This window comes from Candidatus Bathyarchaeia archaeon, assembly GCA_035283685.1.
Taxonomy (GTDB): Archaea; Thermoproteota; Bathyarchaeia; order Bathyarchaeales; family Bathyarchaeaceae; genus DATETJ01.
Genome location: DATETJ010000002.1, coordinates 447,991 through 468,205, shown reverse-complemented (window position 1 = coordinate 468,205; position 20,215 = coordinate 447,991). Strand labels below are relative to the sequence as shown.

Sequence of the window (20,215 nt, the reverse complement as noted above, 5' to 3'; positions counted from 1 at the left end):
TCACCTCCAAGTTTACGGCACTGATTCGGTTTCACCGAAGTATTTGCCAGTTGTTGCGAGGTCGTCGATGTCTACTAGTGTGTCTGGTGGTCCACCTGCAGCTCGGGTGATGTCAGCGTTTACAGGCGCTGGGGGCACGTTTTGGCCAAACCATGTGGCGATCAAGTCTAGGTCGGTGATGTCAACTTCGTCGTTGTCAACGGTGTCACCTGATCTCCAGAACATGTCCTCAATAATGGCATCGATGTCAGCCGTAGTTAACCAGTAGTTGCGGTTAGCAGTCTGGTCACCGTAAGCGTTAGTCGCCATGAACGCGGTTGAGTGCTGCAGTATGAACGGGCCTGTCCCGAACAAGTGGTTTGGAAGCGCACGAAGCGGTCCACCACCATCCGGATCAGGATACGCCAGCGCAGACGGGTCAAAGCTTGTTATCTCAGCGGTGTTAACCCATGGCAAGCCATCACGTGGATCCACAGTCCACACTTGAGGCGGCAGTAGGTAAGCAGTGCCAGCCAAATCGTAGACCAGCCACTGGCTCGTCGTGGTCATGTGAGCCACAATAGTGTCCGCGTCCACGATAGTGGCGTTCTTGAAGAACCTGAAAGCACCCCAGTAGGCTGGAATAGTGTTGTTCTTGAGGAAGTCCCACGAGAACTTGATGTCGCTCACTTGAACTGGATCACCGTCAGCCCATTGGACTGGTGAACCGTGCAGGTCATTCAGCCTAATGTTAAAGGTTACTGCCATGCCGCCCGGCTCAGTCGCGTACGACCATCCGCTTACATTCGAGGCAAGCCAAGGCTCATCTCGGTGAGTGAATGGGTTGGTTGCCATCAAGCCGTCAAATGAATTCTCCATGAAATCCCACGCGTAGACCGTTGACGCCCAGGTTGGGTTCAACCTCTCCGGGAACTCGTCCTCAATCCACACAAGGGTTTTGGCTCCGTGACCGTTAGGATCAGCGGTTTTCTCAATGTTCAACATTGTCCAGCCGTTGGCAATGCCATAGCCGAACATGTTGACGGCGCCGCGCAAGTAGGGCTGTTGAATGTCATAGTAGTTTCTAGAGTAGATTGGAACTGTTGGCAAAGCTTGGTCTGTAGCCGGCACATTTTGAGGCATTGGACTGCTGCTTGATCCACCCATCAAGAGAACCTGAGCCTCACGCACGGCAATAACTTTGTCCGCGTGGTTCAAGCTCCTCAACAAAGTGGACAACTTAGCATCCAGGGCTGGGTAGACTATGCCGTGAGGGTTGCCGCTTCCCAGATAGTTCTCTTCAGAACTAAACTGGTAGAACAAGTGGGTTGGGAACCTGCCCAAACCGTGGCAAACCCACGACATCTCATAGTCCCACAGGTTGAAAGTCTTGTCAACGTACGTGGCGAAGTCAGTTGGTTGAAGGTCAATGTTGTTCAAGCCGATGCCCTGAGCTTCCTCAACCACCATCCTACCGATAGTGTAGGACGTAGGCGCCACAACTTCAAGCGGCACGAAGAAGCGCAGAGTAGGCAGGTTTGAGCCATCCGTGTCCTTCCACTCGCCTCCAATCTTCTGGTAGCCTGCAGCAGCCAGAATTGCTTCTGCTTCTGTAGGGCTGTAGGCGTGGGGGTCAACCGCGGGGTTGTACCACAACGCTTGAGCTGGAGGCACTGGAGTGTCAACCTTCACAACGATGTACTTGAATAGGTTGCCGATGATGCGGTCTTTAGGCACCAAATGGAACAAGGCGTGCCTGAAGTTCGCATCGTCAAGTGGATGCACCCTGTAGTTCAAGATGATACGGCAGTAGTGGAAGCCACCACGAGAACTGATAACTTTACCCTGGCGGTCCATCTCTTCAATGTCAGTGGGTCGGATGAGACCATCCCACGCTTCACTGGCACCCGTAGTCATCTCAATCAACTGAGCAGCCGGAGACCTCGTGACCTTAAGTCGATAGAGATCTAGTTTTGGACCTCTCTGTTGCGCAAACGCGGGGCTAATGGAGAACATTGCTGCGAGCATCGATATGCAAATCACTGTCAAGCATACTCGCTTCAACATACTATTGTCCATAAGTATTTTCCCTTCTCCTATCTCTTTTTTTCAGCACCATTAACTACTTCAAGCAGAAATATAAGAGTTATTATATAAAGTTCTATATAACAGACACATAGAAGCCACCTCTACACTCCCAGATAATTTTAAATGCCATTCTCTAACCATCGAAGATAACTTTAAATGGTTTCAGACATCAGAAATTTTGGAAAACTCAATAATAAAGGAGAATACCCAACTTGAGAGGTTATCTGCTAAAAAGAGTTGCAATTGGACTAGTTACACTTTACATCATCGCAACACTCACTTTCGTAATATTCCAAGTCGTCTACGCAGGAGACCCAACCAGAACCATCATTGATCCAAACTTCACAAAAGAACAAAAAGACCAACTGTTTCTCCAATACGGACTGAATGAGACTCTAACGACCCGGTACGGTCTATACATTCAGAGCGTATTCACCTGGAACTTCGGCTTCTCATTCAAAACAAGAGAACCCATAAACGAAGGCCTCGCCCTACGACTGCCAAACACGCTTCTACTTCTGGGAACAGTGCTAATAGGCTCGATTCTGCTAGGCACACCCGTGGGAATACTCGCAGGATCCAGAAGAGGATCCAAAACGGACATGGTCTCAATGGCAGCCGGACTCTTTGCAGACGGAGTGCCGACATTCTTCATCCAAATGATATTTTTACTCTTCTTTTCCTACTTCTTCGTGATGTGGTTCGGCATCCAAGTGTTCCCACCTCGTGGAATGGTCAGCGTTCCAGCTCCCACTGAATCTTTAGCTCTCATGGCAGACATTGCATGGCACATGACAATGCCCGCATTAACACTCATATTAGCAGGCTTCGGAGGATACGCACTGTACGTCAGAAACCTGATGATAGACGCTCTCACACAAGATTATGTGCTCACAGCACGAGCCAAAGGACTAAGTGAACGAACAGTTCTCTACCGACATGCTTTCAGAAGCGTGCTGCCACCCATCGCCACAATGATCACTCTCGCCATACCAGGCTTAGTGACCGGAGCAATCATAACCGAGTACATATTCACGTGGCCAGGAATCGGATCTTGGTATATAAGTGCTCTCCAAGCAGATGATTATCCAGTTGTCCAAGCAGTGCTCTTCATATACGCTGTGCTTACCATCATCTGCAACCTTGCCGCAGACATACTGTACGGAATATTGGACCCGAGAATACGCGTTGGATTCAGAAGATAAAGGAGAGATGATCAGTGTCACCTTTGATTTCAGAAGATACACGAAAGATATATTCGCGTCGAATAAGGGGATTCTGGGATGAATTCAGCCACAACAGAATCGGTTTCGTAGGGCTGCTGCTTCTCGCCGGATACATTATAATGGCAGTCTTTTCTCCATGGCTGACACCATACGATCCGCTATCATCAACCCGTGTCGCTGAAAGCTATGCGATGCCAAGCTTCATGCAAGCCCTTCCACAATACCAAGATCACCCCTACACCATGGAAATCACCCCCTCCTGGAACATCACAGGAGGCGAGAGCCCACCCGAAATTCACACAGCTGGCGGAAAAAACGTGGAGACACAGATTAGCATACCCGCAAGAAATGCGAGAGCAATAGAAGTCACTGCCTCCACAACCTTCGAGTACCCGCACGATGTGCCTCCAATGAGATTCGTTTCCTCATTCGCTTGGAGCGTTCAGAATCTTTCAAATGTGTGGTGGTCAGCCGAACTCATATTGACGAACGAACTTAATGGCTCCTCCACCCGAATCTGGTTCGAACCGTATACGGATCAGAACATCAATCTAGGCGTGGAAGGCGACTCAAATGACTATTGGTTACTCAAGAAAATAGGGTACATAGAAGTTGGAGCTACAAACCTCGCGCACATAATCTTCTCAAACCCAACGAAAAGTCTCTACCGCCTTACCTTCCGCGTAGCCATGAGACCTGCCGAAGACTCTGAATCAATGAAGGCTGATGTAAGTCTCACAAGATTCAAGTTCTTCATCCCAGGGCTCATTCATGGCATATTAGGTGCAGACTATCTTGGCACAGACGTTTTTTCACAGCTCGTCTACGGATCGCGAATATCACTGGTTATTGGGCTAATGGCGGCAGCCATTTCGACATCCATCGGCGTCATTGTTGGCACAGTGGCAGGATATTTGGGGGGAGCAGTTGACGAAGTTACCATGCGAATCGTGGACGTATTGCTCTGCCTTCCAGGACTCCCATTACTTCTAACCCTAGTTAGACTGTTTGGGAAAAACATCTTCTACATCGTTCTCTTCATAGCAATCTTCGGCTGGCTCGGCTTGGCTAGAGTAATTAGGTCACAAGTTCTTTACCTCCGAGAGACAACTTTTGTAGAATCCGCTTTCGCTTCGGGAGCAAGCAAACCCTATATTATGGCTCGACATCTTGTCCCCAACATCTTTCCAGTAGCCCTAGCTTCACTAGTGCTAAGCGTTCCAGGAGCGGTACTCGCAGAAGCCGCGCTGAGCTTCCTTGGATTCGGCGATCCGCGAGTCCCCACATGGGGAAAAATGCTGAACTACGCATTCGGACACGGCGCATTCGAAAACGGCGCCTGGTGGTGGTTTGTGCCGCCGGGAATTGCCATTACTATGTTGAGCTTGACATTCGTGTTCATGGGATTCGCAATTGACGAAATCGTGAACCCGCGACTTAGAAGGAGACGTTAGAACTGGCACTCTTAGAAGTCAACAACCTGAGAATGTATTTCCACACAATGAGAGGAGAAGTTAAAGCAGTAGACGATGTCAGCTTCGAAGTCCAGAAAGGAGACGCAATTGGATTAGCCGGAGAGTCAGGCTGCGGCAAAACCAGCGCTGCACTCTCGATTTTGAAGCTTCTGCCATGGAACGGAAAAATCTACGGCGGCAACATACGATTTGGCGGCGAAGAAATCCTGAAAATGCCTCCAGACAAATTCAACAAAGAAATTCGGTGGAAGAAAATCTCAGTTGTTTTCCAAGGAGCCATGAACGCGCTTCACCCCAACAAGAGCATCGGGAGTCAGATTGCTGAACCAATACTTGCCCACGAAGATGTAAGCAAAGACGAAGCGAGAAAGAGAACTGAGCGCTTACTAGACCTTGTAGGAATAGGCGCCTCCAAATTCGCTCGCTATCCACACGAGCTGAGCGGAGGCATGAAGCAGCGCTCAATGATATCGATGGCTTTGGCCTGTAACCCGACACTTGTTATCGCGGACGAACCAACGACAGCCCTTGACGTGATCATTGAGGCTCAGGTGCTAAAAGTCATGAAGGAGCTTCAAAAGAAGCTAGACCTTTCACTCATATTGATTTCACATGACTTGTCGATGATCGCGGACACTTGTAACAAAGTTGCAATTATGTATGCAGGAAAAATCGCTGAGTACGGTGAAAGTGCGCCCCTCTACAAAGAACCCTTGCATCCGTACACGCAGAAACTGATTGGTGCCTTTCCCAGCATTCTAGGCGTTAAAAGAGAACTGCAGTCAATTCCTGGCTTTCCACCAGACTTGCTTAACCCGCCACCAGGATGCAGATTCCACCCAAGATGCCCCTACGCGATGGATATATGCAAACGCAAAGAACCAGAGGTAACCGAAGTCGACGGCTCACAGCATCTCGTAGCATGCCACCTTGTAGGAAAGTGAAAAACATGAAAGAAAAAATCGAAACACACAATGAAGACACAATTCTAGAAGCACACAACTTGAAGAAGTACTTTCAGTTGAAGATGGGTTTCATGAAGACGTTGATGTCCAAATCTGTTCCATATGTTCATGCGGTTGAGAACGTAAACCTCTCCCTAGGAAAAGAGGAAGTCTTTGGCTTGGTAGGCGAGAGTGGCTGCGGCAAGACGACTACAGGCAGACTGTTGCTCAGGCTGATCGAACCCACCGATGGCAAGATTATCTTCAAGGGAACAGACGTTACTGCGATGACGCCGGATGAAATGAGGAAGATGCGGCGCAAAATGCAGATAATATTCCAAGATCCCTACGAGTCGCTAAATCCGCGAATGAGCATCTTTGACATAGTTTCTGAACCAGTGCGAATCCAGAGAGTGGCAAAAAGCGAGAGTGAAGTCCACGAGAGGGTCGTCAATGTGCTCGAAGATCTGGACCTAGTTCCCCCCGAGGAATATATCTATCGATTTCCCCACGAGTTGAGTGGCGGACAGAGGCAAAGAATTGCAATTGCGAGAGCATTCGTCCTGAAGCCAGAGTTCATGGTCGCTGACGAACCGCTTTCAATGCTTGACGCATCAATACGCAGTGAAGTTGCTCGACTACTGCTAGGCATTGTGAAGAAGTTCCACTGCTCTTTTCTGTACATCACACACGACATCGCTTTGGCCAGATACATGTGTAACCGCATAGCAGTCATGTACTTAGGACAGATTGTGGAGCAAGGACCTGCGGAAAACGTCATTCAAAAACCCCAACACCCATACACAGAAGCCCTAATTGCAGCCGTGCCAGTTCCAGATCCGACAGCTCGTCGAACTGAGGTTGTGATTAAGGGCGAAGTCCCAAGCGCTGTTAATCCTCCCCCGGGATGCCGATTCCACACAAGATGCCCCTACGCGTGGGACCGCTGCAAGAAAGAAGAACCAAAGCTGCTTCCCACTGAAGAAAAAAGAATCGTGGCATGCCACAAATACACCTATGGCACCGGCAAGTAGCCTCCAACCTCTTCATTTTTTGATTGTTAGATGATTGAGATGGCGAGCAGGTCTCAGAAAGCAATTGCAGTAGCTTTTATTATCGCTACAGCACTGTCAGCGGTTGTGATTGCCTATTCGTCAACGCACTATGTCCAAGTTTCACTCGCAATTCGTTCGTTGTCCACGTCCATTCTCGACTTCGATGTTGAACTTGTAGATGAGACGCACATAGTAGTGAGCACAGAGATCACTGTCAACAATACTTCCTCGTTTGTGTTCACTGTCTTATTTATTGAACAACAAGTGTATGTAAACGAGACATATGCAGGAACCACTAGAGCCACTTTCTCGCAAACCAATCCGCTACGAGTCCTCTCAAATCCAAACACAAACTACACGTTACGACTTAACATAAATATTCTTAACCTGTTTGTTGAACCAGAACAGGCAGAATGGCTCTTAGACCCGACAATAAACAAAAACTGGGTTACATTCATAGACGTCTTCTGCGAAGGCCCCCTCGTGGGCAGATTCAAACTCTCCACTTTTGGAAGTGCCAACACGTTCTAATGAGGACCCATTGATGGATCAAGATGAACGAATCAGCAAAGAGAAGAAGTATCCGTTCAAAACAAGCAGGTTATACGTGAACATTGCCACGACGTTTTTGGCTTTTTTCATGGCGGCAGTGCTCTTGGCTGAACCCACCCTCTTTTTGATCTTTCTCGGGTTAACATCTCTCGTAACAGTCGCATTGTTTGTCCTGAAGATACGGCCAGTTATCAACGTCCAAAGGCCACATCAACAAGCAAGCCCTGCAGAGTCGCTGAGTCGAAGAAAGTTCTATCTCTTGGTAGCCGCGTTTGCCGCAATTATCTTGCTTCCATTCCTGCTTTTCCTTTCTGCGGGAAGCCTTGACATCTACAGTTGGTTCATAATCTTGGCCGGTGTGGCGGCGGGAATGGGCATTTCTGAGATAGTGTTTTACATATACTGCACGAGGATGCTGTGACGAAATGACCAGGAGAACATTGCTTGAGCTCGGCGCTATGCTAGCATTAGGCGTCAACTACGCCGGGGCTTGGGTAATAGCGTTTATCTGGAATTGGCCAGATCCAGACTCCGAACTGTACGTCCACCTTCTAGTGATGCTCGTTGTCAGCCTACTGTTTGGATCGCTCATCGTTGATATCAAAAGAACCTTGTTCTACACAATCGGGTCTATCATCATGGGAATTGGCCTTGCAACCATCCTAATTGCAATGCCTGCAATACTTGCAGAAAGTGCAGGAGGAATTGATGCTTCAGTCAGCGTGGCACTGTCAGCTATTTCGAAGCTCTTTGTAGTTAGCGTGCCGTTTCTCATGATAGGGGTCTTCGCTGGCTGTTTTGTTGGCGACGCGTTTTCAGAGATTGAGCATGACTAGAATTGCGAGGTCTCCAAGGGACATATCAACTCGCTCTGCGCTTGCGCATCAAAACCTCAAGCTACAGTTGCAGGTGGCAAAGACTGTTTTCTCCTTCTAGCTAGTCTGACTAACACCAGATAACCTAGGATGATTGCTGCAACCAGCAACAACGTAGCGGGAAACCAGCTTATGATTAATGAGCTTGTTGAATCGCCAAATACAGGGTAACCTGCGACAGATAAAACCAGAAGTACAGCGTAAACTATGAGGATAAATCCGCTGAGAGCGCGAATCTTAAGCCGATGCTTCTCGCGAATCGCTTTGGCCAGTTCTGGTGTCCCGCCACCGATAATGCCAACGGCAATGAAGGGGATCAGTAGACCGAGGCTAAATGCCAGAAAATAGCCTACGCTTGCCAGGCTGGCTTCCACCATGATATTGGCTAAGAGCAAAATAAACAAGGGGAAAGCGCACGGCGCCTTAACAAAAAAGAATATTATACCGAAAAAGAAGAGCCCCGTTTGACTATGACCGAATTTGCCAGTTAACCGTTGTATAAAGGGCTTGGTGCTAATAGGCAGGTTGAGCAGACCCATTAGGTTCAAGCCAATGATCACCATGATGATTGCGGAGATCCAAGTGAGCGAATGCAAGTAGATTAGCACTGGATGCAATGGGACTTGCAAAAGAAGAATCGAAATGCCCACAATCATGATTGCTGTCACTAGACCCAGCCCAAAAATCATAGTTCTGCTGATGCCGCTCTTAAGGCCTTTACTGGTGCCTGCGCTGTATGTGAGAATGAAGGCTAACATCGCCATCAAACACGGTGAAAAGCCGTTGATAAAGCCCATGGAAAAAGCAACAAACCCAGGTGAAGAAAGCAAGCGTTGAAACGAACCTACAACTGGTTTGAAGGGATTAGTGTCGACTTTTCCGAGATACTGGTCGATTGTGGCTGCAAGCCAGTCTTTTGTTATTGGGTCTTGGGGGAAATCCTGTTTTACCAATGTGCTGTTGACCGCGGCGGTTGGGCTAACTACTACAGTGGGACGAGGCAACGTTAGACCATAGGCGGACTTGTAAACGTTCCATCTCTCCAAGCCCTGAGATGTCACGATGTTTATTTCTTCTACAGTTATCTGATCGCTGTATTCTGTTTGAAGAGGTCTGACGACTTCTTCTGTGACACGTTTCTCATCAAGATCTCTAGGGCATGTTGGACAACTGTCGGAAACACCAACGTAAAAGTATTCAATTCTCACTGGGTCCGCAGAGCGCGTGTGCCCGATGAGAACGAAGAAAGTGACCACAACGAGAAGCACAGTGAATATCTTTAGTTTCATAATTCTCCTCCAAATGGACCTGCGCTCAGGAGATGTAACAGGTGATCACTTGATACTCTTATATCCACAGTTTCTTGAAGCAAAGCAAACAGAAATACTCCGTGTACGACTCCTGTTTTCTCGGGCACATGTGCGCCCACGCCTTTTCGCCTAAAGCCATATTGTGGCCGCATCGTGAACACTTGATTTCGCCTTCAAAACGGCTGTACAGATTAGGCTGTATCGTTATGTACCGCCATGCAGCCATGCTGCTTCTCTCTCCCGGGATTTCTATGTAACTTTAAAGAGGTTAATATACTTTGATGTGGCTGAGCATGACATGCTGTGATTAATGATTCCATAGTTCACCGTGATCTGAATGCTGGAATGCATAAATGATGCGAAGCGATTAGCCTAGTTCTAAGTTGCACGCTTCTGGAATACTCTTCCACAACTCATAAGAATCAGAAAGAGAACGTTTAATCGGTCTTCAACGATGAACAAAACATCATCAGGACTAATTATTCTCACGCTTGCCTGTTCTATTCTATTCACCACAGCTAGAATCAACGTAGCGAGAGCGAGCCCAGCTATTTTTATCAGATCCAACGGCTTGGTTGAACCCCCAACCTCCGCCATTCAACGAGTCGGCGACTTGTACGCCTTGACCGCTAACATTTCTGACGAAATTATAATCCAGAGGAGCAATATCATAATCGACGGCAACGGCTACGCGCTGAATGGAGTCGGCATAGGAGTCGGCTTCACTATAGACCAAGTAAACAATGTAACAATCAGGAAAACCAGAATCATTAATTTCGAGTTTGGAATTTCCCTTGACATCTCAAATAACAACAACATCACAGGAAACTACATACAATCGCGCGCTCTCTATGGCATGCATGGCGTGCAGCTGACCGACTCCTCTTACAACATCATCGCCAAGAATACAATTGCCGGAAACGCCACTGCGATAGTTCAAACCAACGGCATCGAGTGCCTGTCCTCCTCGACCTTTAACAGAATTTTTGAAAACAACATAACAGACACATACTTCGGCGCAACGTTTGACGGAGCATCAAATTACAATACCTTTCATAATAACACACTGAGACGAAACTCGTTCGGCGTCTGGTTCCGACTCACATCTCTTAACACGATCTCCGAGAACATGATGACAGGCAGCCAGTGGAGCATTTATCTTTCTTCATCGTTCAACAACACGATCATCGGAAATACCATAGCAAATAACACGTTTGGCGGTATCTACTTTTTGCCTACATCAAACAACAACACCATCTCAGGAAACACACTAATCAACAACCCGTATGGACTTCAGATCGTCAACTCATCCAACAACAGAATCGCCCAAAACAATTTCATCGACAACAGCATCCATGTAAATCCCCCTAGCTTTTCCATTTACTCCAATCTTTTCGATGATGACTATCCTGTTGGCGGCAACTTCTGGGACAACTACGTTGGAGTCGATTTTTACAGCGGTGCAGGCCGAAATGTGACTGGGAGCGATGGAATAGGAGACACCTCGCATGCAGTAGATGCAAACAACAATGACACCTATCCTTTGGTCGGGCGGTTTTCAAGTTTTCAGCCATTTCCAGACCGCCGCGTTAATACAATTTCAAACTCAACAATCGAGGACTTCGCCTACTTTAACGATAATGGGACGATCAAAATGCGCGTTACTAATTCGTCTCAAACTCAGTTATCTGGCTTCATACGCGTGACCATTCAAAAGGCTCTGATAGGCCCACCTTACACGATCCTAATCGACAACGGACAGACTGTTCCGCTTGTTCTGAATGGTACATTGTACGACAATGCAACTCACAGATGGATCTACTTCGCATATCCGCACTCAACGCACGAGATATCAATTCAAGGCATACCGCCAGATATTACATCGCCAAGCATCTCGATACTCTCACCCCAACCTAAGGCTTACAACACAAGAGACGTTCCACTAACCTTCACAGTAAACGAACCAGCCTCGTGGATAGGCTACAGCCTAAACGGCCAAGGCAACGCAACCATAAGCGGTAACACAACTCTTACTAGTTTAACGGATGGACCACACACAATAGCAGTCTACGCAAATGACACGGCAGGAAACTTCGGCAACTCCACAACAATCAATTTTTCAGTCGACGCCACACCACCCTTCATTCAGATACTGTCACCTCAGAACGCAACTTACAACGCAAGAGGCGTTCCGTTAACATTCACCATTAGTGAAACTACGGCGTGGATTGGCTACAGCTTAGACAGCACTGCGAACCTGTCAATAAGCGGCAACACCACAATAACCAACCTGTCGAACGGAACCCACGCAGTTGCAATCTACGCAAACGACACGCTGGGAAACATGGGCTACTCAGAAAGAACTTACTTCACCATCTTAGTTACATCCAACGACACGTCGCCTCCAATAATCACGATTGTTTCCCCGGAAAACAAAACCTACACTACAACCCAAGACACAATTGACATACCATTGACCTTCACAGTAAACGAACCAGCGACATGGATGGCATACAGCCTCGACAACCGACCAAACGTAACCGTCACAGGCAATATCACGCTGACCAATTTACCCATAGGCTTTCACAGCATTACAGTCTATGCTCTGGATGCCGTTGGAAACGCAGGAGCATCCGAAAAAAGGGTTTTCACCATAGAAGCCACGGAAGAACCGCCACCAACACCATTTCCACCAACATGGGTCATCATAACAATCTCGGCAATAATCATCGCAGTAATAGCCATCTTAGTCTATTTCTTCAGAATTCGCAGAAAAGCATGAGAACGATTTTCTGATGTCCCGCGTTGGCACTATATGCAATTATGGTTTAGACTAACAGAAAGCTAAAAATACTCATTTCACTTTTGTAACTTCACTGAAAGGGAGGGCTTTTCATCCTCGGGTGGCTCAGAGACCTACTTGAGATCTACACTTGGTGGGAGCTTTGGCTCGTTGCAGCAATTCCATCAGCAGTGGTCGCGCTTTGGTATGTTTTCAGCCTCTTCTTAGGATTGAACAATGAGATCGTCAGAACCATAGCCATTTGGTCACTGTTTGCACTGTTGACTCTGGGCGCCGCAACTGTAGACGCCGTAAGAAGACAGCGTTCAAAGTAGCCTCCACACCGTTTCCATCTTTCTGTCCCTTTCGATCGGTTCCAGTTTTAAATAAAACATAAATAGAGCGGAACATGCTTCCCAAACTGCGTGGGTAGCCATATGATTGATGAAGTGATCTCTCTCACTAGGCGACATGAGGAATGGCGTGAAGAAGAAACCCTCAACCTCATTCCTTCCGAAAACGTCACAAGCCCCATGGTTCGTTCGCTTTTGTCATCAGACCTTGGACACAGGTACACCTCAAAAGACAAGTTCTACAAAGGTACACGCTTCATTGACGAAATCGAATCACACGGCGAAGAACTGGCAAAACAGGTCTTCGGCGCTGAAACCGCTGACCTGCGCCCACTATCAGGGCACATCGCTGACCTGATAGTGCTTTCCTTGTTCACAAAACCGAACGACACAGTGATGTGCGTTTCAGCAAAGGATGGGGGATATCCAGGAATCTGGAAACAGGGGATTCCACGCTTTCTACAAATCAAGGTAGCCGGGTTTCCCTTTTTGAAAGACCAGATGAACATAGCAGTAGACGAGGCCATTGAGCTTATTACGAAGAAGAGACCGCGCTTGGTTGTTTTTGGAGCTAGCCTCTTCCTATTTCCCCATCCAATCAGGGCGTTGGCAAAAGTGGCGCGCGAAGTAAACGCTGAGGTTGCCTATGACGGCTCCCATGTGCTAGGCTTGATTGCCGGCAAGAAGTTTCAAGACCCACTTCGCGAAGGCGCCACAATGTTGTTCGGATCGACCCATAAGAGCTTCTTTGGACCTCAAGGAGGGATAATTCTGGCGGACAAAGAGCACGGCGAGATCTTGAAGCGTCACATCTTCCCCGGTTTGGTCGACAATGCCCACTGGAATCGCATTGCCGCACTGACTCTGTCTCTGGCAGAGATGAAGAGGTTTGGAGAGGAATACGCCTCGCAAGTTGTCAGTAACGCAAGGGCATTGGCTAAGACTCTTGCAGAGTACGACTTTCCAGTCGCTGGAGCAGGTCTGGGATTCACCAAGTCTCATCAGATCTTTCTGAACTACGGAGGCTTCGGAAATGGTCGAAGAATCGCTGGAAAACTGGAAAGAGCTAACATAATCGCTGATTGCGGTGTAAGACTTGGCCTAGGCGAGATCACACGGAGAGGCATGAAACAGAAAGAAATGCATAGAGTTGCTGAGTTCATCAAGCGAGTGGTTAAAGACCGCGAAGAGCCCGCAAGAGTCAGGAAGGAAGTGGCGAGGTTTGTTAAAGAGTTTCGAGAAATCAAATACTGCTTCAAATAGCGCGTTCATAGTCACGTTTTGAAGTGCGGAATTATTTTCTCGCTGATGAGTTTTATGGCTTCTCTGACATTGACGCCTATCGGCGAACCTACCACGAATTGAGATATACCTGACTTTAAGAGTTCGGCTATGCGCTCTGCACACATGTCTGGAGTGCCGCACACCGAAAATGCACCTATCATTTCAGGCGTTACTCCTCCAAAGGCTCGCCCCCAATCATTCGCTTTAAGCGCTTCTTTGATTTCTTCTGCTTTTTTCACGTCTATGCCGTGGCGCTCCAGCAACTGGGGCGGGCTCCCAGCCACGATGAAGGATACTACTGGTATTGCTGCTTTGTTGGCTTTCTTTATGTCTTCGTGCACACTAAAGGATGTGTAGGCAGCAACATCCACTTCACCTAGCTGTTTACCTGCTTCGCTGACGCCTTCCTTTACGCAGTTCACAGCGTATTCCACGTCTCTTGGGTGGCAGGCGTTGATGAGTACGCCGTCACCGATTTTTCCAGCAAGCGCCAGCATTTTTGGACCCTGAGCACCCACATATACGGAAATCTTGCCGCGAGGTTTGAAAAGGAATTTGGCACCTGCAGTCTTGAAAACTTCGCCTTGATAGGCTACTGTTTCGCCTTTGATCATTTGTCTTATGATGGCGATTGATTCTTGAATGGCTGTTAGTGGCTTCCGCATTTCAACGCCCACTGTGTCAAGGGTCGTCTTGTCTCCCGCGCCAATTCCAAGCACCACTCTGCCCGGCGCCATCTCGTCCAGTGTGGCGATGGCCTGTGCAGTTAAAACGGGATTCACCATGTACGGGTTAGTTACGCCCGGACCAAACGTTATCTTATTCGTATAGATCGCGGCTGTTGCCAGTGTGGCGTATACGTTTCGGTTGTTAAAGTGATCCGTTATCCACAGGTTGCTGAAGTCGCCGCGTTCAGCTTGGATAGCATAGTACATGATCTTCCAATAGGGTTCTCGAGGGACAAACTCGATTCCAAATTTGACCATTTTTTGCTACATCTCCCACTTAGGGTTGCAAGGCCTCTTTGATTTTGAATCCGAGTTCCGCGAGTTGAAGATCAGATATGGCAAGCAAGGTTTTTTCGGGCTCCAGTTTAAGTGCTGCCTCTAGCAATGCGGCTAAGCCCGACTCGCTGACTAGACGGTCTTGTTTCCAGAGATGAAGAACGTTATTGGCCAGATTGCTTGGTATCTTTTCATCGTTCTTTGTTGTGAGGATCAGATCAACGAGCTTGTCTGAAAGAGGTTGCCATTTTGATTTGTCCACAATTCCAACGAGGTAATTGTAATCCATCCTCTCTCCCCCATCTGTTTCACGTTTTGAAAGTGAGCGTTCGCGCATTCTTCAACATGTGAGAAGAGCTAGAGCGATCTGGCAACTTAAAACTGTTTGCACAGAGGCTAGTTGACGCCAGTTTTCGGAAACTGCCAAGAATGCCCTTATAGAACACATTTTCACAAGCCATAAATATCAACTTGATCAATGATTAAGCGATGCGCTGCTCTCATGAGAACGCATCAACAGATTTAATTGGAGAGAGAAAAAGGAATGTACAAAAGAATGCTAAACAAGATAATTTGTCGCAAGTTTCTGTGGCTTGTGATCCTGATTGTAACCATCTTCCCAGCAACAATGCACGCAAGCACGATGATTCCTGGCTCTTTTGTTCCTCCGGCTTCAGCTCAAGCTTTGACAAGAGTTTATGTTGATCCACAATTGACGGAAGGTCTGGTGCCTGGCGATGTCTTTGCAGTTAACATTATGATAGAGGCAGTCATGGACTTGAAATCGTGGCAGTTCCAAATGTCGTTCAGCGGCCTTATCGACGGAGTGTTGAGTGTCACCGACGTCATTGAGGGCGACTTCCTGATGATAGGTGGCACAACCTACTTCACCTGGAACACTAACAATGCCGCTGGCTTGGTTCGAGCCGCCGCCACTATCCTTGGCCAAGTGGGGGGTGTCTACGGAGACGGCTGGTTAGCAACAGTGATCTTTGAAGTGGTTGGAGGTGGCGAAAGCCCACTCGACCTCCACGACACCATACTCCTAGACTCAACCAGCGCAGGGATACCCCACGATGTAGCCGATGGATACTTCATCGGCAGCGCACCTCAAGCTGTTTTCACTTACTCACCTCTCGCTCCAAGTGTGGGTGTCACGGTAGTCTTCGACGCCTCATTGAGCTACGATGCAGATGGAACAATCGCTACTTACATCTGGAATTTTGGCGATACCACTTATTCAGCTGAAGCTGATCCAATCACGACTCATGCTTATGCAATTGCAGACACTTACCTTGTGACCTTGACTGTCACCGACAATGATGGATTCACCGATAATGCAACAGCTCTCATAACTGTCACAACTGAGCCGCCGCCTAGCCCCCTGACATCAATCTATATTGCTCCCTCTTCAGTAACCACGATTCCCCATGAGTTCTTCACGGTCGACATACGAATAGCAAATGCCACAAACGTCTTCGCGTGGGAAATAAAACTTGGTTGGGAGGCCCGTCTGCTTGACTTTGTCAGCGTCGAGGAAGGCGACTTCCTCAAAGGAATCGAGCAGCAAGCAACATATTTCATAAGCGCGACCTACGAAGATCAGATTGGAAGTGACTACGTTGTAGTCGGATGCACTAGGCTCGGCGCAGGCGTTCAAGGGGTGAGCGGAAGCGGAACGTTAGCCACGGTTCGATTCTTTGTGAGCGATGTTGGCAACAGTGTTTTGGATCTCTTTGATACCAAGCTGAGAGATTCTATTCCGAATCCAATTGAACATACAGCAACTGACGGCTACGTTATTTCAGAAGCACCGTCTGGTGTGCCAATAGCAAACTACGCGTACGCCCCGTCAAAACCGCTCTTGAATGAAACGATAGCATTTGATGCCTCACTCAGTTACGATCTTGACGGCATGATAGAGAGATACATCTGGGACTTCAATGATGGAACCACAGCGGTCAGGTCGACTCCTGAAGTCGCCCACGCCTTTGGCGCGATGGGTTACTACTGGGTCACCCTGACAGTTGTTGACAACGAGGAAAAGACGAGCAGTATACGGAAAATGGTACGAGTGTACGCTCAGCCAACGCTATCTCCTGAATGGATGCCACAGAACCCAGTGGAAAATGAGACAGTAGTTTTCATTGCTAATGCTTATGACCCAGACGGTTGGATCGTCAGTTACTCATGGAACTTCGGCGACGGAGCATTTGGCTCTGGCCCCAGCGCGTCCCACATCTATGCTACCGCTGGAACTTACACAGTGACTTTAACAGCCATCGACAACGATGGATTTACAGTTACAGTTCAAGCTCTACTAGTTGTCTTGCCAAGGATAGAGGTTTCAATCATGCCAGAAAAGGGAATCGTGGGCACTTTGGTCTCCATTACGGGTTCCCGTGCCACCCCAAATGGCTACGTGAATATCTACTGGGGCTCACGTGCCTTTACCCCTTACGGCGGCTGGTTCTACAACTACACCTTAATAGGTACAGCTACGGCAAACCCAAACGGGGACTTTGGGTTCTCTTTCAACGTTCCACCCTCGATCGAGGGTGTGCAGTATACGCGAGTTCAAGATGTGACAACTAGAGCTGTCGCCGAAAGAGCCTTCGAAGTCATTCCCTATCTCAGCATAGACCCAACTTCAGGCCCCGCCGCTACGACAGTTAGGGTTATGGGCACTGGTTTTCCATACTATAGCTATGGAATCACACAACTGCTGTTGTTCGACGATCAGTTTTACTCGTTTGCAATAGTTGATGAGCGCGGAAACCTACAAGCCACGATCAATGTGCCGCCTGCTTCACCCGGCCTTCACGTCATCAAAGCGCTCCTGATGTCCTACACTTACCCAACACGTTACTATACAGTTGAAGCAGCATTTACAGTAATTGAAACCTCACCCATAGATGTCAATTTGGACGTCGGCGCCATCTACTTCAAAGGCGAGACAGCTGAATTCCACATACAAACAGTGTTCAAAGGAACTGCAATCGATGTCACGTCTCTTAATGTTCAACTTCAGAAACCAGATGGAACAACTCAAGAGCTGACGCCTAACAGAGTTGCAGTGGGTCTTTACAGCGTCAAGTGCGTCATCGAGGGAAAAGGTTCAATGACAGGAACTTACACTCTGATTGTTGGAGCCAGTCAAGCAACAGAGACGATGTTGGCTTCTGGAACAAACATTAGGACCTTCGTTGTCAAATCCACATGGGAACGTGAGACTCCGAAGATGGCTGCTTTGTCAATAGCTTCTATAGGGCTCATCGGCGGCATGCTGTTGCTTTGGCGAAAAGAAAAGAAGCGCTACCTCTAAACTCCCTTCCTTTTTTTGCACTATACGAAGTCCGCTAAGCTTCGCTGTTTGATCGATTCTTTCTTCAGTTCCGTTTCATTCGGTTGTTCAGACAGGACAAGTTGACCGTACACGCCATCGTAGCCGGGCGTCACATGCACTTTCTCTTCTCTCACGCGTACTATAGCGTCGGCGATTCGTTGTTCGACGATCCCAGCCAACTCTTCCATAGGCGCGTCCATAAGCACGGTGTATTCGTCGCCGAACTTCCCAACTAGCAAGTTGTAAACGTCCCAGACCTTCAGAACGCTTGGATAACTCGCACCAAGCACAGCTGCAATTATTTCTGAGAGGGGCATTAAATGTTTGAAGCCTATTGCGTTTGGTGGCTTAAACTTGGGTGGTCTGTCGGCTAGTTCTTCGACTCTTTGCTCGACGCCTTTGGTCAGACTTCTGCGGCACATGGGGCAGCGGTTTCCAAACTTAATTGCTTCTTGAGGTGAGAGTGAGACCTTGCAGTTTCTGTGTCCTGTCCAGTGATATTTTCCATAGGCGGGGTCAGTTTCAATAGTGAATTTGAAACGTCGGTTGTCTTTTGTGCGCACGGCGTCTACAACTTCCCCGTAGGTTACATTCTCCAGCTCGAATACGTTGGCTTCCCTTCCTATTCTCCATGGCCAGTGGCTGTGGCTGTCGCTGTTTGAAACCAGCGTATATTTGTCTAGGCTGCTTAGCCGCCAGTTCATGGGTGGGTCAGAGGATAAGCCTGTTTCAAGTGCGAAAATGTGTTTTGTCGCATCTTGGTAGCAGTCTTCTATGCGGTTGAAGCCGCTGAAGGCTCCGAACAAACTGAACCAAGGTGTCCAAACGTGAGCGGGAATAACAGCATTTTGTGAGCTGACTTTCATTATTTCGTCCACGAGCTGTGGTGCAGACATGTCGAGTATTGGTCTACCATCGCTTCCCAAGTTGCCATATCGCTTCAGTCGATCGTTGATTTGAAGCGCAGTCTCGAAATTCGGAGTCAAGATGACATGATGTATCTTTTTGATCTCGCCTTCAAAAGTGAAAATGGTGGCAACTTCGCCTGTAGCCATGAAGCTGACGTTAGACTCTGGTGGACCTACGGGTTTGTAGAGGTTTGCGCCTGGGACTTCAACTAGGTTCTGCCGAAGTTCCTCTAGCCATTTGGGATGAGTGAAGTCACCCGTGCCGACAAGCTGCAAGCCCTTAATGCGAGCGAACCGCGTGATTTCACCAATGGTCATCTTTTCGCTTGTGGCTCGGCTGAATCTACTGTGAACATGCAGATCTGTGATTACTCTCAATTTTTCGGTTCGCCTTTTTCGCCGACGTATTTTTTGAGAACGTTCTCCCAGTCAATACGGTATAGGGCGATTATAACGATTACCAACAATACAGTTGTGATTACCATGCCATACAGACTTCCACTGTCTCCAAAAGCCTGAAGAAGGATGTTGCCCCATACTCCTCCGAAATACACCAAGAGGGAAATCATCAATATTTTTCCGATAAGTGCCGGAATGAACACCTTGTAGAGCTTGTACCGCAGAATTCCTAACGGTATGAACAGCACATCGTCTGGCAAGGGCGTCATAGCGAAGGCGAAGATGGCGAGTGGTCCGTAGCGGTCAAACAGTTTAACTAAGTAGGTCATTTTTCTTTGTCGTTCTTCGCTCACTATTCTTCTTCCAAAGTATCCTAATGCGTACCCAGATAGTTCGCCTACTGCGGAGCCCGTGCCGCCAGCAATTATGAGCAGAACTGGGTCCCACTGACCCGTTGTGCTAAGTGAGAAAATAATGAGCGTGTAGGGCACAGGAATGATTATTGAAGCGGTTCCGATAAAGCTAATTGCAAAGATTCCAAGGTAACCATACTGCATTAAGAGCTGCCAAACACCGTTGAAAAATTCCTCGAGTTGCAAGCGTGCTCTTCTTCTCTGTTTTCTCTGCGAATTGGT

Annotated in this window: 17 protein-coding genes; 10 read left to right on the top strand and 7 right to left on the bottom strand. The window is 48.0% G+C overall.

Annotated features, from left to right (window positions below; genetic code table 11):
• Positions 1-12: 12 nt before the first annotated feature.
• Entirely contained in the window at positions 13-2,058 is a 2,046-nt protein-coding gene (locus tag VJ249_02610; GenBank protein HKZ93460.1) for an ABC transporter substrate-binding protein, read from the bottom strand.
• 221 nt (positions 2,059-2,279) lie between these two features.
• On the opposite strand from VJ249_02610, the gene VJ249_02605 reads away from it, so the two are divergent.
• The 7 genes from VJ249_02605 to VJ249_02575 are packed head-to-tail and all read left to right on the top strand — an operon-like array spanning position 2,280 to position 8,155.
• Positions 2,280-3,272: an ABC transporter permease gene (locus tag VJ249_02605; GenBank protein ID HKZ93459.1), complete on the top strand. Its 993-nt coding sequence runs from the start codon at positions 2,280-2,282 to the stop codon at positions 3,270-3,272.
• Between the two features lie 14 nt (positions 3,273-3,286).
• The gene (locus VJ249_02600) at positions 3,287-4,747 is read left to right on the top strand and encodes an ABC transporter permease (GenBank protein ID HKZ93458.1); all 1,461 of its coding nucleotides are present in this window, start codon (positions 3,287-3,289) and stop codon (positions 4,745-4,747) included.
• A gap of 47 nt (positions 4,748-4,794) precedes the next feature.
• Positions 4,795-5,712 (top strand): ABC transporter ATP-binding protein, encoded by a 918-nt coding sequence (locus VJ249_02595; protein ID HKZ93457.1) that lies wholly within the window; start codon positions 4,795-4,797, stop codon positions 5,710-5,712.
• Between the two features lie 5 nt (positions 5,713-5,717).
• Positions 5,718-6,746 carry an ABC transporter ATP-binding protein gene (locus tag VJ249_02590; GenBank protein HKZ93456.1) on the top strand — a complete coding sequence of 343 codons (1,029 nt, stop codon included), beginning with the start codon at positions 5,718-5,720 and terminating at the stop codon, positions 6,744-6,746.
• Positions 6,747-6,776: 30 nt separating this feature from the next.
• Positions 6,777-7,298 carry a hypothetical protein gene (locus VJ249_02585; GenBank protein ID HKZ93455.1) on the top strand — a complete coding sequence of 174 codons (522 nt, stop codon included), beginning with the start codon at positions 6,777-6,779 and terminating at the stop codon, positions 7,296-7,298.
• Between the two features lie 13 nt (positions 7,299-7,311).
• Positions 7,312-7,740 (top strand): hypothetical protein, encoded by a 429-nt coding sequence (locus VJ249_02580; protein HKZ93454.1) that lies wholly within the window; start codon positions 7,312-7,314, stop codon positions 7,738-7,740.
• A 4-nt stretch (positions 7,741-7,744) separates the two neighbouring features.
• Entirely contained in the window at positions 7,745-8,155 is a 411-nt protein-coding gene (locus VJ249_02575; protein HKZ93453.1) for a hypothetical protein, read from the top strand.
• A gap of 56 nt (positions 8,156-8,211) precedes the next feature.
• On the opposite strand, the gene VJ249_02570 is transcribed toward VJ249_02575, so the two are convergent.
• Positions 8,212-9,483 carry a cytochrome c biogenesis protein CcdA gene (locus VJ249_02570; protein ID HKZ93452.1) on the bottom strand — a complete coding sequence of 424 codons (1,272 nt, stop codon included), beginning with the start codon at positions 9,481-9,483 and terminating at the stop codon, positions 8,212-8,214.
• A 58-nt stretch (positions 9,484-9,541) separates the two neighbouring features.
• The gene (locus VJ249_02565) at positions 9,542-9,730 is read right to left on the bottom strand and encodes a hypothetical protein (GenBank protein HKZ93451.1); all 189 of its coding nucleotides are present in this window, start codon (positions 9,728-9,730) and stop codon (positions 9,542-9,544) included.
• A 228-nt stretch (positions 9,731-9,958) separates the two neighbouring features.
• On the opposite strand from VJ249_02565, the gene VJ249_02560 reads away from it, so the two are divergent.
• Entirely contained in the window at positions 9,959-12,286 is a 2,328-nt protein-coding gene (locus VJ249_02560) for a NosD domain-containing protein (protein HKZ93450.1), read from the top strand.
• A gap of 437 nt (positions 12,287-12,723) precedes the next feature.
• On the top strand, positions 12,724-13,902 hold the full coding sequence (locus VJ249_02555; protein ID HKZ93449.1) for a hypothetical protein: 1,179 nt from the start codon (positions 12,724-12,726) through the stop codon (positions 13,900-13,902).
• An 11-nt stretch (positions 13,903-13,913) separates the two neighbouring features.
• Here VJ249_02555 and VJ249_02550 read toward each other — a convergent pair whose 3' ends face one another.
• Complete coding sequence (locus VJ249_02550) at positions 13,914-14,909, bottom strand: 5,10-methylenetetrahydromethanopterin reductase (protein HKZ93448.1); 996 nt, start codon at positions 14,907-14,909, stop codon at positions 13,914-13,916.
• Between the two features lie 19 nt (positions 14,910-14,928).
• The gene (locus tag VJ249_02545) at positions 14,929-15,216 is read right to left on the bottom strand and encodes a hypothetical protein (GenBank protein ID HKZ93447.1); all 288 of its coding nucleotides are present in this window, start codon (positions 15,214-15,216) and stop codon (positions 14,929-14,931) included.
• A gap of 267 nt (positions 15,217-15,483) precedes the next feature.
• On the opposite strand from VJ249_02545, the gene VJ249_02540 reads away from it, so the two are divergent.
• On the top strand, positions 15,484-18,252 hold the full coding sequence (locus VJ249_02540; GenBank protein HKZ93446.1) for a PKD domain-containing protein: 2,769 nt from the start codon (positions 15,484-15,486) through the stop codon (positions 18,250-18,252).
• A 20-nt stretch (positions 18,253-18,272) separates the two neighbouring features.
• Here the strand turns inward: VJ249_02540 and VJ249_02535 are convergent, their stop codons facing one another.
• Together VJ249_02535 and VJ249_02530 are read right to left on the bottom strand one after the other, a co-directional pair.
• Entirely contained in the window at positions 18,273-19,559 is a 1,287-nt protein-coding gene (locus tag VJ249_02535) for an endonuclease Q family protein (GenBank protein HKZ93445.1), read from the bottom strand.
• Positions 19,556-20,179 (bottom strand): VTT domain-containing protein, encoded by a 624-nt coding sequence (locus tag VJ249_02530; protein ID HKZ93444.1) that lies wholly within the window; start codon positions 20,177-20,179, stop codon positions 19,556-19,558. The genes VJ249_02535 and VJ249_02530 overlap by 4 nt, the downstream gene beginning before the upstream one ends.
• Positions 20,180-20,215: the final 36 nt, after the last annotated feature.

Bases quoted from the DNA above. Each gene is read 5' to 3' on its own strand.
- VJ249_02610 (HKZ93460.1), bottom strand. From the start codon at position 2,058: ATGGACAATAGTATGTTGAAGCGAGTATGCTTGACAGTGATTTGCATA.
- VJ249_02595 (HKZ93457.1), top strand. From the start codon at position 4,795: ATGAGAGGAGAAGTTAAAGCAGTAGACGATGTCAGCTTCGAAGTCCAG.
- VJ249_02590 (HKZ93456.1), top strand. From the start codon at position 5,718: ATGAAAGAAAAAATCGAAACACACAATGAAGACACAATTCTAGAAGCA.
- VJ249_02585 (HKZ93455.1), top strand. From the start codon at position 6,777: ATGATTGAGATGGCGAGCAGGTCTCAGAAAGCAATTGCAGTAGCTTTT.
- VJ249_02580 (HKZ93454.1), top strand. From the start codon at position 7,312: ATGGATCAAGATGAACGAATCAGCAAAGAGAAGAAGTATCCGTTCAAA.
- VJ249_02575 (HKZ93453.1), top strand. From the start codon at position 7,745: ATGACCAGGAGAACATTGCTTGAGCTCGGCGCTATGCTAGCATTAGGC.
- VJ249_02570 (HKZ93452.1), bottom strand. From the start codon at position 9,483: ATGAAACTAAAGATATTCACTGTGCTTCTCGTTGTGGTCACTTTCTTC.
- VJ249_02565 (HKZ93451.1), bottom strand. From the start codon at position 9,730: ATGGCTGCATGGCGGTACATAACGATACAGCCTAATCTGTACAGCCGT.
- VJ249_02560 (HKZ93450.1), top strand. From the start codon at position 9,959: ATGAACAAAACATCATCAGGACTAATTATTCTCACGCTTGCCTGTTCT.
- VJ249_02555 (HKZ93449.1), top strand. From the start codon at position 12,724: ATGATTGATGAAGTGATCTCTCTCACTAGGCGACATGAGGAATGGCGT.
- VJ249_02550 (HKZ93448.1), bottom strand. From the start codon at position 14,909: ATGGTCAAATTTGGAATCGAGTTTGTCCCTCGAGAACCCTATTGGAAG.
- VJ249_02545 (HKZ93447.1), bottom strand. From the start codon at position 15,216: ATGGATTACAATTACCTCGTTGGAATTGTGGACAAATCAAAATGGCAA.
- VJ249_02540 (HKZ93446.1), top strand. From the start codon at position 15,484: ATGCTAAACAAGATAATTTGTCGCAAGTTTCTGTGGCTTGTGATCCTG.